Below are 14,603 nucleotides of genomic sequence, written 5' to 3' on the forward strand. Positions count from 1 at the left end.
TTCCGCCGCTTCTCTCGACCCCCGCGCCCGGAACCCCCTCGCGCCGCGCGGATCCGGGGCGCCCGGTCACCGTCGTCTCCGTGCCGGGGTGGCGGTGGAGGGGGTCAGGGCCGCCCGTTCGGCGATGCCGGTGGTGGAGCGGCCGTCGAGGTAGGGGAACAGGACGACCTGGCCGCCCCAGCTCTCCACCAGCGGGGTCTCCGGCAGCGGGGTGCGGGCGTAGTCGCCGCCCTTGGCCCAGATGTGCGGGCGCAGTTCGCCGAGGAGGCGTTCGGGGGTGTCCTCGTCGAAGACGGCGACCGCGTCCACGCACTCCAGGGCGCGCAGGACCCGGACCCGGTCGGCGACCGGGACGAAGGGGCGTCCCCCGCCCTTGCGACGGCGCACGGACGCGTCCGAGTTGACGCACACCACCAGGCAGTCGCCGGTGCGCCGGGCGGCCTGCAGCAGGGCGACATGCCCGGCGTGCAGGAGGTCGAAGCAGCCGCCGGCGGCCACCACGGTGCCGCCGGCGGCCCGTACCCGGGCGGCGGTGCGCAGCGCGTCGTCCGTCGGTTCCGCCTCGGCGGGGCGGGCGGCGGGGTCCGGGGTCACGTGGACGGATCCGGCGCCGCCTTCGGCGACGTACCGGGTGGCGGCGTGCACGGCACCCCGTACGGCCGTCTCGACGATCTCGCCGTCCGCGAGGAGTCCGGCGGCGGTCGCCGCGAACCGGTCCCCCGCGCCGCAGGCGTCGCCCTCCGCGGTGACCGGCGACGGCACCAGCAGGGGGGTGCCGCCGTGCGAGAGCAGGGCGCCGCGGCCGCCCAGCGTGACGGCCACCGAGGCGGCCCGCCACAGGTGCACGAGCCGGTCGGCGTCCTGGGCGGCGGCGTGCAGCTCGCCGCCCGGCCGGGCCTCGGCGTCGCGGCGGGCGAAGGCCCGCGCCTCGCTCGCCGAGGGTGTCGCGAGCCGTACGCCCGCCACCGGCTGATGCCCGCGCGGGTGCGGATCCCAGACGACGGGGACCCGCGCGGCCGCGTCGGTGAGGGGATCGCGCAGGGCGTCGGCGGTGCCGCGGCCGTAGTCGGCGACGAGGACGGCCGGCGCCTCGGCGACGGCCTGGCACGCCTGCCGGGTGCTCTCGCGGGTCCGGCCGTCGCCGTCGTCCAGGCGCAGCAGGGGCCGGTCGTCGGCGAGGACGCGGGTCTTGCTGGACAGGGATCCGGTGAGCGGCAGTTCCACCAGGTGGACCCGGCCGGCCAGCAGCCGGCGCAGGGTGGCGCTGGCGGGGTCGTCGCCCAGCGCGGTGACCAGGGTGACCGGCCGGCCGTCGGCGGCGGCCAGGCAGGCGGCGAGTGCCGCTCCGCCGGGGCGGGTGGCGCGCCGGGTGTCGGAGACGACGGGCACGGGCGCGTCGGGGGCCAGGCGCTCGACCCGGCCGCGGATGTCGTGGTCGAGGAGGGCGTCCCCGACGACCAGCAGGGCGGCGGGGGCGCTCATGTGACCTCCCCCGCCGCGTCCTGGGTGACGAAGGCCCAGGGCTCCGCGTGCCGGGGCGCTCCGACGGTCCGGTCGAAGTACTCGCAGAGCATGTGGACGGCGACCAGGTGCAGTTCCTGGACGGTGGCCGACGTCGCCGCGGCCACGCACAGGGTGTCGTCGGCGGCGTCGGCCAGGGGGTTGGGGGCGGGGCCGGTGAGCGCCCACACCGTCATGCCGTGGCGGTGTGCCTCGCTCGCCGCGACGAGGAGGTTGTCGCTGGCACCGCTGGTGGACAGCAGCATCAGCACGTCACCGGAGCGGCCGTGCGCCGCCACCTGCCGGGCGAAGATCTCCTGGACGCCGTAGTCGTTGGCGATGGCGGTGGTGGAGGAGGTGTCGGCGTGCAGGGCGAGCGCGGAGAACGGTGGCCGGTCGTCGCGGTAGCGGCCGACCAGTTCGGCGGTCAGGTGCTGGGCCTGGGCGGCGCTGCCGCCGTTGCCGGCGACGAGCAGCCGGGAGCCCGCGCCGAGGCGGGTGGCCAGGTCGGTGCCCCAGCGTTCCAGGCGCGGGCCGCCGTAGTCGCGGAACCCTTCGAGGGCCCTGATCAGGGCGTCGCAGTGGGTGACGTCGGTGGCGAGTGTCATCGGACGGCTCCCGAGAGCGAGGGGACGGAGGAGACAGCGCCGTAGGCCCGGGTCACCCCGTCGGCCACGCGGTCCCAGGTGAAGTGGTCCAGCACCCGGCGCCGTCCCCGTTCGCCGTAGTGGGCGAGCAGGTCCGGCTCGTCCAGGAGGCGGCGGATCGTGCCGCTGAGGTCGTGGTCGCCGTCGGGCGGGACCAGTTCGCCGGTGACGCCGTGCACGACGGTGTCGAGCTGGCCGCCGACGGCCGTGGCGAGGACGGGGGCGCGACAGGCCATCGCCTCGACCGGGACGATGCCGAACGGTTCGTAGCGGGGCAGGGACAGCACCAGGTCCGCGCTGGACATCAGCTGGGGCATCCGGTCGGGGCTCACCCCGCCGAGCAGGGTGACCCGGTCGGCCACGCCGTGCTCCTCGGCGAGGGCGCGCAGCCGCTCGGCCTCCGGTTCGGCGGCCAGGAGGGCGGGGTCGGGGCCGCCCGCGATGAGGAGTTCGGCGTCGGGGACGCCGGCCAGGGCGCGGATCGCCCGGTCGAAGCCCTTGCGGGGCACGAGCCGGCCGACGGCGAGGAGCCGCCGGGGGGCGGCGGCGGACCGCCGGGCGTCGGCGACCGGCGCGAACCGGTCGGGGTCGACTCCGCAGGGTACGACCGTGATCCGGTGCCGGGGCAGGCCCATGGCGACGAGTTCGGCCACCTCGTCCCGGCAGGTGGCGAGGATCAGGCCGGCCGCGCGGCCGACGGCCGTCTCGATCGCGACGCGTTCGGGCGGGCTGGTGTCGGCGGCGCCCTGGTGGCGCCGCTTCACGGTGCCCAGCGCGTGGTAGGTCTGCACGACGGGCACCCCGAGGCCCTTCGCCCCGGTGAGCGCGGCCCATCCCGACATCCAGAAGTGGGCGTGGACCACGTCGGGGGGTGCGGCCGCCCACTGGCGGGCCAGGAACTCGCCGAACGCCGGTATGCAGGGCGGCAGTTCGTCCTTGGGGACCGGGGCGGGCGGTCCGGCGGGCACATGGACGACGCGGAACCCGTCGGGTGTGGTGACGTGGTCCGGGAGCCGGGGGTCGTCCCGGCGGGTGTACACGACCACGTCGTAGCCCCGGCGGGCCAGCCGGCCGGCGAGTTGTGCCACGTACACGTTCTGGCCGCCCGCGTCGGGGCCGCCGAGGGCGGCCAGGGGGCTCGCGTGCTCGGACACCATGGCGACCCGGCGGGCCGGAGGGTGGCTGGCACTCATCGGGTGACCTCCTTGATCAGGCGTTCCCAGTCGTCCCGGAAGCGCCGTTCTCCGTAGCGGGCCTGTGCCGCGGACCTGGCGGCCTCCCCTGTCAGGCGGGCGTCCACGGGATCCGCGAGGAATCCGCGCAGGGCGTCCCGCAGGACGTCGAGCCGGTTGGACACCACCCCGGCCCCCTCGGGGACGGCCTCGCGCACCTCGGTGGTGTCGAGGGCCACGACGGGCATCCCCAGGAACATCGCCTCCAGCAGGGACAGTCCGAGGGATGTCCAGCGGACGGGGTGGAGGTACATGCGGCAGCGCGCCATCTGCCGGTGCAGCGCGCTCTGCGGCAGGTCGCGGCTGCGCAGGAGGTCGGGCGGCAGACCGAGCTGGCCGGCGAGCCCTTCGGTGCGCATGCCGAACACGTCGAGCGGCACGGCGCGGGCGAACTCCGGCAGCAGGTCGGTTCCGGTCGTACGGCCGCGGCGCAGGGGTTCGTTGACGACGACCGCGGCGCGCGGCTCCTCGCCGGTCCACAGGTGCCCGGGGTCGATGATCCCGTGCTCGATCACGGTGCTCGGTGCCTTGCCGTTGTCCCACATCAGGCGGTTGAAGTGGGTGACATGGACGACGGGGATGTCGCCGCGGCCGGCCAGGGGGTGGCGGGTGTCCACGGCCGACTCGTGCGGGCTGTTGTGCTCGACGTAGACGGCGGGGACGTCGATGCCGGGGCGGCGGCCGGTCCAGTGCCGGGCGAGGTCGAGTTCGTGCGGCCGTTGCAGCACCATCAGGTCGATGTCGGCCTCGCGCAGTCCGTCGGGGCTCAGTTCCCGCACGGTGGACGGCCATTGCCAGGTGCGGGCCCGCCCGAGGCCGTCGGGTCCGCGGTCGGGGGTGACCGGGACCAGGAAGGTGTAGGGGCCCTGCACGAACGCCGTCAGCCAGGATCCGTGCACATGCCAGACGAGGATGTTCATGGGCTCTCCTCAAGGAGTTTGTGCACCGCGGCCACCACGTCCTGGCCCGTCACCTCGTCCAGGCAGGGGTGGTCCGGTACGGGGCACCGGCGGGCCCTGCTGTCCGCGCACGGCGCTCGCTGGTCGCCGAGGAGGACGCAGGGCACCCCGTACGGCGCCCACCGCCCGGCCGGTACGACCGGCGCGAACAGGGAGACGACCGGAGTGCCCACGGCCGCGGCCAGGTGGGCGGGGCCGGTGTTGCCGCAGACGACGGCGTCGGCGATGCGCAGGACACCGGCGAGGGTCCGCGGGTCGGTCCTGCCGCCCAGGTCCACGGCGGTGTCGCCGCTGACCTCGCGGGTCAGGCCCACCTCGTCGGGTCCGCCGGTGACGACGACGCGGTGGCCCGCCTCGCCGAGGAGTTCCACGGCCTCCGCGCAGCGGTCGGGGCTCCAGGCGCGGGCGGGGGCGCTCGCGCCGGGGTGGACGACGACGTAGGGGCCGTTGCCGGTGAGCGCGATGGTGTCGGGGGTGGGGACGACGCGCAGCCGGCCGTCGTCGCCGGGCGGCGGGAGCCAGCCCATGGCGGCGGCGGTGTCGAGGGCGGCCTCGGCCTCGTGGCGGCCGGGCAGCCGCTGGTGGCGGACGTCGAGCAGGCGGCCGGGGTGGTCGACGCTGTCGGCGCCGATGCGTGCCACCCCGGCCAGGCGCAGCAGCAGGGCGGTGGGCAGGGGGCTCTGGTGGAAGGAGGTGAGGACGAGGGCGGTGTCGAACGCCGCGTCCCGCAGGCGCCGGATCAGGCCCTCGGTGTCGGCCGCCGCCACGGTGGGCGGGTCGAAGCCCTCCCAGGGGGCCTCCCACACCATGACGTCGGTGACGCCGGGCAGCAGCCGGGCGGCGGGTTCGCCGCGCGGGCCGCACAGCATGGTCACCTCGGAGCAGTGCGCCGCGACCGCGCGCACCGCCGGCCCGGCGAGCAGCACGTCGCCGAAGCTGTCGAGCCGGACGACCAGGGCCTTCACCGGCGATCACCCGGCCCTTCGCCGAGCAGCCGGCGCACGGCCGTGAGCAGGTCGGGGGCGGTGCTGGGGGCGGTCGCGGTCTCCTGCGGCCGGGTGGCGGCGTTGGGTACGAGTACGGCCCGGGCGCCCGCGGCGTGCGCGGCCTGGACGTCGGCGCCGATGTCGCCGATCACCACGCAGTCGGCGGGCGCCACCCGCAGCCGCCGGGCGGCTTCGACGACGAGTCCGGGGCGGGGCTTGCGGCAGTCGCAGCCGGCGTCGGGCGCGTGCGGGCAGTACACCCAGGTGTCCAGGCCGCCGAGGAGGGCGTCGGCGCGGTCGTTGACGCGGTGGACGTCGGCGTGGGTGAGCAGGCCGCGGCCGATGCCGGACTGGTTGCTGACCACGCCGGTCGCGATGCCCGCGGCGCGCAGCAGGTCCAGGGCCTGCCGGGCGCCGGGCAGCGGGCGCACCCGGTCGGGGTCGGCGTTGTAGGGGACGTCCTCGACGAGGGTGCCGTCGCGGTCGAAGAGGACGGCGGCGGGCCGGTTCGGGTCGCGGTGCCGGGTGTTCACGGGGTGCTCCTGAGGGCCGTGGCCCGGCGGTGGCGTACCAGCCCGTGCAGCCAGTAACGCACCGCGAGCGGCGGGATGACCACGCTGGTGGAGACCATGGTGGTGATCTCCCGGGCCGTGCACGGTCCCGGCCGGATGCGGGCGAGCGCGAACTCGGCGGTGCCCAGCGCCCACAGCGTCCCGGCGATCCGCGCGGCGCGCCGCCGGCCGGCCAGCGCGAGCACGGGGGCGGTGAGCGCCAGGGAGGTGAGCAGGGCGTGCCGGGGCAGGCGTCCGCGCGGGGCCTCGGCACGGGACCACCAGTCGGGGCCGTGCAGCCGGGTCATCAGGGCGTCGTCGGCGTTGCCGCGCTGGGCCCGCACCGACGCCCAGGCGCCCTCGGGGCGTACCGGGTGGCGGGTGGTGCGCTCGCCCCGGTGCAGCGTCCAGCCGGCGTCGCGCACCCGCAGGGCCAGGTCGGCGTCCTCGCGGAAGGCGCGGCCGAACCGCTCGTCGAACCCGCCGACCTCGACGAGGGCCGCCGTGCGGTAGGCCATGTCGGCGGTGGCCCAGGCCGCGTTCTCCAGTCCGGCCGTGCCGCGTTCCCAGTCGGTGGGCCGCCGGTCGTCGGGCAGGGGTACGCAGAGCCGTCCCTGGACGCCGCCGGTGCCGGCGTCGGCCGCGGCGAGGTCGTCGGCGAGGCGGCGCGACCAGTCGGGCAGCACCTGGACGTCGTCGTCGAGGAAGACCGTCCACGGGCTGCTGACGGTGCGCCATCCGGCGTTGCGCGCGGCGGCCGGGCCGCGGCCGCCGGTGCGCAGGGTGCGGACCCGGCTCCACAGCACCCCGGCCGCTTCCCGCGGCAGTTCGGCGGCGGGGGACGGACGGTCGTCGACCAGGACGACCTCCTCGGGCGGGTGGTCGCCGGCCGCGGCGAGCGCGCGCAGGCAGTCGGCCAGGCAGGGGCGGCCGATCGTCGGGATGACGACGGAGTAGGCGGGTTCGCCGGTCATGCGAACACCTCCTTGCGGCGGATCGCGTACGGGCCGAGGGCGAGCAGGTCCACGGGTGCGGAGCCGAAGCACTCCAGGGCGTCCCGGGGGTCGTCGACCATGGGGCGGCCCGCCGTGTTGAGGCTGGTGTTGACGACGACGGGCAGGCCGGTACGGCGCTCGAATCCGTCGATCATGCGGGCCACGAGCGGTTCGTCGCGCCGGTCCACGGTCTGGATGCGGGCCGTGCCGTCCACGTGGACCACGGCCGGGATGCGGTCGCGCCAGGCGGCGGCGACCTCGTGCACGAACAGCATGTGCGGGCTGGGCAGCGGCCCGTCGAACAGCTCCGCGGCCCGTTCCGCGAGCACCATCGGGGCGACCGGGCGGAACTCCTCGCGTCCCTTCACGGCGTTGAGGCGTTCCAGGTTCCCGGCGCGGCCGGGGTGGGCGAGCAGGGAGCGATGGCCGAGGGCGCGCGGGCCGTACTCGCTGCGGCCCTGGAACCAGGCCACGACGGCGTCCTCGGCGAGGGCGGCGGCGACGGTCTCGGCGATGTCGTCGGGCTCCTCGTAGGGCACGGCCGCGCTCTCCAGCCAGGCCCGCAGTTCGGCGTCGCTCCAGCCACGCCCGAGGGCCGCGGTGGGCATCGGCTCCACGGTCTCCTTCTGATGGGCGACATGGAGCGCGGCGCCGAGCGCGGTGCCCGCGTCCCCGGCGGCGGGCTGCACCCAGATGTGCCGGAAGGGGGTCTCCCGGTACAGGCGGGTGTTGGCGACGCAGTTGAGCGCGACACCGCCGGCCATGGTCAGGACGTCCTCGCCGGTACGGTCGTGCAGCCACCGGGCGAGTCCGAGCATGACCTCCTCCAGGCAGGCCTGGGCGCTGGCGGCGATGTCGGCGTGGTCCTGCGTCCAGCCGCCGCCCTTCGCCCGCTCCGGCACCAGCTCCTCCCAGGGCACGGGACGGGCCCTGAACCCGCCCTCGCCGTCCAGGTGGACGTAGGCGCGCAGCCGGTCCAGGAAGCGGGGCTCGCCGTAGGAGGCCAGGGCCATCACCTTGAACTCGTCGCTGCTGCGCAGGAATCCGAGGTGCTGGGTGAGGTCCTCGTAGAACAGGCCCATGGAGTCGGGCAGGGACTGGGAGCCGAGGATCGTCAGCTCGCGGTTGGCGTAGCGGCCCGCGAGATGGGAGCCGCATTCGCCGCGCCCGTCCAGCACCAGGACCGCGCTGTCGGGGTACGGGGCCGCCTGCCCGGCGGAGGCGGCGTGGGCCACGTGGTGCGCGACGAAGCGGACCTTGCCGGCGTCGAGGCCGGGCAGCGCCTCGGCGAGGAACTCGGGGGCGCGGCGGGCGTATTCCTGCCGCAGCGCGTCCCAGGGGTCGTGCAGTCCCAGCTGGTCTGCCGGACGGGCGAGTTCGGGGTCGTAGGAGTAGGCCACCGCGTCCAGGTCCGCCGGGCTCAGGCCGGCCTGGTCCAGACACCAGCGGGCGGACAGTTCGGGCAGTTCCCAGGCGGAGAAGGGGACGGGGCGCTTGCCGTGCTTGCGCCGGCTGAAGCGCTCCTCTTCCGCCGCTGCCACGATCCGGCCGTCCACGACGAGAGCGGCGGCGGGGTCGTGGAAGAGAGCGTTGATTCCCAGGACACGCATGCGATGCCTCCGAGCGGCGTACGGGAGCGGGCGGTCCCGCGCTACGGGACCCGGTCGCCGGCCGGCTGCGCCGCGGCGAAGTGGGCGATGGTCTGCTTGATGCCCTCCTCCCACGGCACGCGGGGCGACCAGCCCAGCAGTTCGCGCGCGAGGGTGGTGTCGGGGCGGCGGCGCTGCGGGTCGTCGGTGGGGCGGTCGACGTACACGATCCGCGAGGAGGATCCGGTCAGCTCGACCACCCGGTCGGCGATCTCGCGGACGGTCACCTCGTCGCTGCCGCCGATGTTGACGGGCCGCACCGAATGGCTCGCCGCGACCAGCAGGATCCCGTCGACGGTGTCGTCGACGTAGCACAGGGACCGGGTCTGCCGGCCGTCGCCGGCCACCGTCAGCGGTTCACCGGCCAGGGCCTGAGTGACGAAGGTGGGCACGGCACGCCCGTCGTGCGCCCGCATCCGGGGCCCGTACGTGTTGAACAGGCGCACGATGCCCGCGTCGGTGCCCTTGGTCCCGGCGTGGGCGGTGACCAGCGCCTCGGCGAACCGCTTGGACTCGTCGTACACGCTGCGCGGGCCGACCGGGTTGACGTTGCCCCAGTAGTCCTCGCGCTGCGGGTGGGCCAGCGGGTCGCCGTACACCTCGGAGGTGGAGGCGAGCAGGAAGCGGGCGCCGTCCCGCTCCGTCACGGCCAGCATGTTGCGGGTGCCCAGGCTGCCGACGTCGAGGGTCTGCAGGGGCAGCCGGAGGTAGTCGGCCGGGGAGGCGGGGCAGGCGAAGTGCAGGACGAGGTCGTACGGCCCGGACAGCAGCCGGGGGGCGTCGGGGGCGGAGACGTCGCACTCGACGAAGCGGAATCCGCGCCGGTCCGCCAGATGGGCGATGTTCTCGCGCGTCCCGGAGCAGAGGTTGTCGGCGCAGTCGACTTCGACCTCTGAATCCAGCAGGCGTTCACACAGATGGCTGCCGAGGAATCCGGCGCCGCCGGTCACCAGGGCACGCCGCCATGCACACGACGAGATTGCAGTCATGGAGTGTCCTTCGTCCGCGCGCGACGGCGGGGGGCGGCAGGCCCCGGCACACACCGTTCGGCGCGGCACAGGAGTGATGCGGAAAGCCACCGAAGGCGTCGGAGAGCTGTTCCGAGCTGTTGTCAGGGGTGAAAGAACAGGTCACCGGATGAAGCTGGGCTGTCGGTCTTCCGGTCTTCCGGGAACAGTTGGTTTCACATGTTGATTCCTACTGTGCGGGGTGAGCCGGATGAGCGCGACTCCTGTGTGATCCCTCCGCGGGCGGGCACTCGGAGCCCGCGGCGCGTCCGACCGGGCCGCCGTCTCAGGCAGGAGGTGAAGGACATGGGTCACGGTGGAAACGTGATCGAGGAGCTGATGACCGATCACGGGGAGGTCGAGGAGCTCTTCGGCAAGATCGAGGCGCTGCCCCCCGGGGACAAGAACCGCAAGGTGTACGCGGATCAGGTCACGATGGAGCTGGTGCGGCACTCGGTGGCCGAGGAGGCCTACCTCTACCCCGCCGTGCGGGAACACCTCGTGGGCGGCGACGCACTGGCCGACCAGGAGCTCGAGGACCACGCCAAGGCCGAACAGATCATGAAGGACCTGGAGAGCTGCGACCCGGGCGACCACGAGTTCGACCGGCTGATCGGCATGCTCATGACCGAGATCCGCGCCCACATCGCGGACGAGGAGGAGAACCTCTTCCCGCAGCTGCGCGCGACGTGCCCCGCCGAGGCCCTGGACGAGCTCGGCGACAAGGTCCGCCAGGCGAAGAAGACGGCCCCCACCCGCCCGCACCCCTCCGCTCCGGACAAGCCGCCCGCCAACAAGCTGCTGGCGCCCGGTGTCGGCCTGGTCGACCGGCTGCGCGACGCGCTGAGCGGACGCGGCAAGACGGACTGACTCCCGCGCGGCCCACTGTGCCGCCGAACCGCTGAGCGGGCCCGTACGCCTTCGGGGCGACGGGCCCGCTCAGCGTGCTGTGAGCAACCGCACTCGAACCCCTGACAGCGGCCCCCACCTGCGCAGACAGCCCCCGGTGGGCCGGACGGCGGGGCTCGGGCCGGTCGTCTCGGGGACCGCGTCTGTCACGATGGTCCGCGCCGTGACCGATTCGGTGGAACAAACCGTGCAACGCAGCCGGTGACTCCGTTCCCCAGGTCCTCCCCCGACCCCTGGTTCGAGTACCGCACTGTGTCTGCCTCCCCCGCCCTGACCTCCCCTGCGCCCAAAGCCTCCCGCTCGCCGTGGCGCTCGCTGCGGTACCGCGCCATGCGCTGGTGGTCCGTCGCCAACTTCCTGTCCAACGCCGGCACCTGGATGCAGCTGACGGTGCAGAACCTGCTCGTCCTGCAGATCACCGGCTCCGCCGCGGCCACGGGTCTTTCGATGTCCGTGCAGGCCGCGCCCGCCCTGTTCATGAGCCTGCTGGGCGGCAGGCTCGTGGACCGCTGGCCGCTGAAGCTGACCGCCTCCGTGAGCCAGGCGCTGCTCGGCGCGGTCGCCTTCACCACCGCGGCGCTGGTGGCCCTGGACCGGCTCGACATGACCACGCTGATGGTGCTGGCCGCGGTGACCGGCATGATTGCCACGGTCGACGGACCGGCGTGCGCCCTGCTGGGCAACGACCTCGTGCCGGTGGAGGACGTGCCCTCCGCCATCGGCGTCGGCGCGCTGGTGCACAACGCGGGCCGGCTCGTGGGCACCGCCCTGGCCGGGGTGACGGTCGCCTTCCTCGGCACGGCCGCCGCGTACGCCGCGAACGGTCTGTCGTTCCTCTTCGTGGCCACGGTCATCCCGTTCCTGCGCCCGGCCCCCGGCGCGGTACGCCACGCCGACCGGACCCCGGCCCCCTCCCCCGAGGTGCGGGGCGGGACGGCCGAAACCGACCTGACCGTGCGCCAGGGCCTGCTCTTCTTCGCCCGCCGGCCCCGCCTGGTCGCCCTCGCCGCCGTCACCGGGCTCAGCTCGGTCTTCGGCCGCAACTACGGCCTCACCCTGGCCGTGCTGGTCACCGGGCCGCTCGCGGGCGGTGCGGGTGCCTTCGGCACGGTCTCCACGGTCCTCGCCGTCGGCGGCATCCTCGGCGCGGTGCTCGGGGCCCGGCTGCGCCGGCCCTCGGTGCGGCTGGTGGGCACCCTGGCCGCCGCGGGCGGTCTGCTCCAGGCGGCGGCGGGCCTGTCCCCGTCACTGGTGGTACTGCTGATTCTCGTCCTGCCGATGGCCGTCGTGGAGTCCGTCTCCGACACCGCCGGAACCGCCGTCCTGCAAACCGACCCGCCCGCCCACCTGCGCGGACGCGTGCTCGGCGTCTGGGGCAGCATCGGCACGGTGTGGGGCCTCGGCGGCCCGCCCGCCCTCGGGCTGCTCATGGAGCTGGCCGGAGCGCGCGGGGCGCTGGTGGCGGGCGGGCTGATCATCGCGGCCACGATCGGCGCGGGCCTGCTGAGGCGCACCCGCCGACTGCCCTCCCCGACGATCCTCCCGACAAAGCCGGGCGACCTACGAGCCCAGGAAGCCCTGGGCACGGCCGCCTGAACGCTGGCACCCACGCTCCTCTCCGGCCAGCCGACGGACGGCCGACAACCCACCCGGCCAAGCCACGCCATCTGCATGCTCACGAAGCCGTCGGTGCCGCCACCGGGCCCCGGCCTGCCCTGCATGACTGGCCCCCCGCTCACCACGGGGGCCGACGCGGCGGCCCGCCGCCCGAGCCGGGCGACCTGCGGGCGATCATCACTCACGGCCGGGGCCATGCGGGCACCGGCAGGGCACGCACCACGGCCCGACAACCCGCCCGGCCGTTGCCAGGCCACCTGCGCACTCAAAACACCCCGGGCGCCGCCACCCGGCCTCGGCCTGCCCTGCATGGCGGCCCGCCTCACGCGCCACGGGGCCGACCCGGCAGCCCCCGCCCGAGCCAGGCGATCTGCGCACTCAAGACACCCCCGGCACCGCCGCTCCGACCCGGTCGTCGTCCGCACCAGCGCCCCGCTCGCGCACCGGCAGGTGGTACACGTGGAAGGCCCGGCCGATCACCGGCTGGGCCACGTTGCGCACCTTCACCCCGCCGCTGGTCATGCCGTGCTCGGTGCCCAGGTGGGCGTGTCCGTGCACGGCCAGGTCGGCGCCGGCCGTGTCGATCGCCTCGGCCAGCAGGTAGCTGCCGAGGAAGGGGAAGATCTCCGGCGGCTCCCCCGCCAGGGTGTCCGGCACCGGCGAGAAGTGGGTGAGGGCGACCCGTACGTCGCAGTCCCGCTCACCGAGGTCTTCCAGGGACCGGCACAGGGAGTCGGCGCAGCGGCGCGAATACCGGACGAACTCCTTCATGATCGGCTCGCCGAACTCCCCGGCGCAGCGGCCGACGAACCCGCCCCCGAACCCCTTCGTACCGGCCACCCCGATCCGCGCGCCATTGACGGCGACCACCGTCGACTCGCCCTCCAGGACGTGCGCGCCCGCGTCCCGGAGCACGGCGCTGACCTCCTCGGGGCGGTCGTCGTGGTGGTCGTGGTTGCCCAGCACCGCGACCACCGGCACGCCGAGGTCCTCGATCTCCCCGGCGACCACCCGGGCCTCCGCCACGGTGCCGTGCCGGGTGAGGTCCCCGGCGAGCAGCAGCACGTCGGCGGTCTCGGGCAGTGTCTCGAAGGAGGGCCGCAGAGCGCCGTGGCTCTCGGGGCCCAGATGGATGTCACCGACGGCCGCGACCCGGATCACTGGAGCTCCTCCGCGTGGTCGGGCACGGACGCGTCCGCGACCACCAGGTCGGCGTGGACGGGGCAGTCCGGCAGTTCCTCACGGGCCAGCCGGACCACCTCGTCGCGGCAGTCGGCGGAGGGGACCGTACCGGTCAGCAGCACCGCCCCGCCCCGGATCTCGATCCGTACGCCCAGTTCGGCGAGGGGGCCGGCCGCGAGGTGGTCGTTGAGGTGGGCGACCCGGTAGTCCAGCTGGTGCGCTCGGCCGGGGCCGGGAGAGGGCTCGGTGCGGGGGTGGTTCATCGCTCCTCCTTCGGGGGTTCGATGACGTTCAGGCGCTCCAGGAGGAAGAAGAACGCCGCGGGCATGGGATCGTCCCCGCAGTCCCGTCGTACGTCCTCCCAGTGGACCTTCTCGCGCAGGGCGCGGGCCACGGCGAGCGCGGACCCGAAGTCGCAGTAGTGCTCGGAGAAGGCCTCCATCAGGCCCCGCATCAGGTCGGTCGGGGCGAGCACCGGCATGTGCACCGAGTCGACCGCGAGTTCTTCGGCCCGGCCGAGCATCTCCGTCGTGACCGGCCGGTGCGCCAGCTCGAAGATGATGTCGACCTCCTGACCCAGGCAGGTGGTCTTCATCAGCCAGTCCTCGGGCGGTGTGCGAACGGTCAGACCGGCTTCGGCCAGCGTCCTGGTGACCGCTTCGGTGTCCTCGCGCCGGACGCAGAAGTCGACGTCGTGCCGGAGCCGCGCGCCGGCGCCGTGGGCGTAGGCGGCCACGCTTCCGGCCAGGGCGAACAGGTGGTCGCCGCGTTTGAGCAGCGCCGCGATCTGCTTGGTCGCCTCCAGGATGGCCTGGCTTCTGTCGTGCGGCGGTTGCTGCGGGGCGGAGGCCGGCAGACCGTGTACCGGCAGCAGTACGGTCTCCTGCGCGGCCGGTTCGCGCGGCGCGCCCTCCCCGACCGGGCGGAACCCGGGGATCGCCGCCCGCCGGGTGGGCGTCGGGCTTTCACCGTTCTGCTGCGTCATGGTCTCTCCCTCGCGGTACGCCGGTCCCGGGCATCGCCCCCGGTCAGGGCAGGTGCTGCCTGGGATGCGGCCCCGAGTACCCGGCTGCGCCGACCTTCACGCCGGGGTCCTTGAGCCGCACACCGGACCGACTCCGGGCGACGCACACCGCGGGACCTGCCTCCGCACTCCGACCGCCGCGAACTCACCGACTCCGGCGCACGCACACCGTGGGATCCGCCCCCGCACCCCCAGGGCCACGCGCCCACCAACTCCGGCAGCACTCACACCGTGGGACTGGCACCGCACTCCGACCGCCGCGCACCCACCGACTCCGGCAGTACTCACCCATAGGGTCCGGCCGCCCCGGCCCTGCCCCACGCACCCAGGCGGCATGCGCGCCAA

The 14,603-nt window shown here is 74.9% G+C and carries 14 protein-coding genes; 2 read left to right on the plus strand and 12 right to left on the minus strand.

What is annotated here, in order from left to right; translation table 11 throughout:
* Positions 1-66: 66 nt before the first annotated feature.
* The 9 genes from ACWD1Z_RS13215 to ACWD1Z_RS13255 are packed head-to-tail and all read right to left on the minus strand — an operon-like array spanning position 67 to position 9,508.
* Positions 67-1,482 carry a PfkB family carbohydrate kinase gene (locus ACWD1Z_RS13215; RefSeq protein ID WP_451118216.1) on the minus strand — a complete coding sequence of 472 codons (1,416 nt, stop codon included), beginning with the start codon at positions 1,480-1,482 and terminating at the stop codon, positions 67-69.
* Positions 1,479-2,108 carry a D-sedoheptulose-7-phosphate isomerase gene (locus tag ACWD1Z_RS13220; protein ID WP_451118218.1) on the minus strand — a complete coding sequence of 210 codons (630 nt, stop codon included), beginning with the start codon at positions 2,106-2,108 and terminating at the stop codon, positions 1,479-1,481. The genes ACWD1Z_RS13215 and ACWD1Z_RS13220 overlap by 4 nt, the downstream gene beginning before the upstream one ends.
* A complete protein-coding gene (locus ACWD1Z_RS13225) occupies positions 2,105-3,340 on the minus strand; it encodes a glycosyltransferase (RefSeq protein WP_451118220.1) in 1,236 nt (411 codons plus the stop codon). Before ACWD1Z_RS13225 ends, ACWD1Z_RS13220 begins: the two co-directional genes overlap by 4 nt.
* Complete coding sequence (locus tag ACWD1Z_RS13230) at positions 3,337-4,299, minus strand: glycosyltransferase (protein ID WP_451118222.1); 963 nt, start codon at positions 4,297-4,299, stop codon at positions 3,337-3,339. The genes ACWD1Z_RS13225 and ACWD1Z_RS13230 overlap by 4 nt, the downstream gene beginning before the upstream one ends.
* Positions 4,296-5,303, minus strand: coding sequence for a glycosyltransferase family 9 protein (locus ACWD1Z_RS13235; RefSeq protein ID WP_451118224.1), 1,008 nt, complete (start codon positions 5,301-5,303; stop codon positions 4,296-4,298). The genes ACWD1Z_RS13230 and ACWD1Z_RS13235 overlap by 4 nt, the downstream gene beginning before the upstream one ends.
* A complete protein-coding gene (locus tag ACWD1Z_RS13240; RefSeq protein WP_451118226.1) occupies positions 5,300-5,857 on the minus strand; it encodes a D-glycero-alpha-D-manno-heptose-1,7-bisphosphate 7-phosphatase in 558 nt (185 codons plus the stop codon). Before ACWD1Z_RS13240 ends, ACWD1Z_RS13235 begins: the two co-directional genes overlap by 4 nt.
* On the minus strand, positions 5,854-6,849 hold the full coding sequence (locus ACWD1Z_RS13245; RefSeq protein WP_451118228.1) for a glycosyltransferase family 2 protein: 996 nt from the start codon (positions 6,847-6,849) through the stop codon (positions 5,854-5,856). Before ACWD1Z_RS13245 ends, ACWD1Z_RS13240 begins: the two co-directional genes overlap by 4 nt.
* Positions 6,846-8,480 carry a carbamoyltransferase family protein gene (locus ACWD1Z_RS13250; protein ID WP_451118229.1) on the minus strand — a complete coding sequence of 545 codons (1,635 nt, stop codon included), beginning with the start codon at positions 8,478-8,480 and terminating at the stop codon, positions 6,846-6,848. The genes ACWD1Z_RS13245 and ACWD1Z_RS13250 overlap by 4 nt, the downstream gene beginning before the upstream one ends.
* A 41-nt stretch (positions 8,481-8,521) precedes the next feature.
* Entirely contained in the window at positions 8,522-9,508 is a 987-nt protein-coding gene (locus ACWD1Z_RS13255; RefSeq protein ID WP_451118231.1) for an NAD-dependent epimerase/dehydratase family protein, read from the minus strand.
* Between the two features lie 324 nt (positions 9,509-9,832).
* Here ACWD1Z_RS13255 and ACWD1Z_RS13260 point away from each other — a divergent pair, with 324 nt between their 5' ends.
* Entirely contained in the window at positions 9,833-10,396 is a 564-nt protein-coding gene (locus ACWD1Z_RS13260) for a hemerythrin domain-containing protein (RefSeq protein WP_451118233.1), read from the plus strand.
* 369 nt (positions 10,397-10,765) lie between these two features.
* Entirely contained in the window at positions 10,766-12,031 is a 1,266-nt protein-coding gene (locus ACWD1Z_RS13265) for an MFS transporter (RefSeq protein WP_451118235.1), read from the plus strand.
* A 399-nt stretch (positions 12,032-12,430) separates the two neighbouring features.
* Here the strand turns inward: ACWD1Z_RS13265 and ACWD1Z_RS13270 are convergent, their stop codons facing one another.
* Genes ACWD1Z_RS13270 through ACWD1Z_RS13280 form a run of 3 tightly spaced genes read right to left on the minus strand, consistent with a single transcriptional unit; the run spans position 12,431 to position 14,219 of the window.
* Positions 12,431-13,213: a metallophosphoesterase family protein gene (locus ACWD1Z_RS13270; RefSeq protein WP_451118236.1), complete on the minus strand. Its 783-nt coding sequence runs from the start codon at positions 13,211-13,213 to the stop codon at positions 12,431-12,433.
* On the minus strand, positions 13,210-13,497 hold the full coding sequence (locus ACWD1Z_RS13275) for a BON domain-containing protein (protein ID WP_451118238.1): 288 nt from the start codon (positions 13,495-13,497) through the stop codon (positions 13,210-13,212). Before ACWD1Z_RS13275 ends, ACWD1Z_RS13270 begins: the two co-directional genes overlap by 4 nt.
* Complete coding sequence (locus tag ACWD1Z_RS13280) at positions 13,494-14,219, minus strand: hypothetical protein (RefSeq protein ID WP_451118240.1); 726 nt, start codon at positions 14,217-14,219, stop codon at positions 13,494-13,496. The genes ACWD1Z_RS13275 and ACWD1Z_RS13280 overlap by 4 nt, the downstream gene beginning before the upstream one ends.
* Between the last annotated feature and the right edge of the window lie 384 nt (positions 14,220-14,603).

It is taken from the genome of Streptomyces sp. NPDC002784, assembly GCF_053592135.1.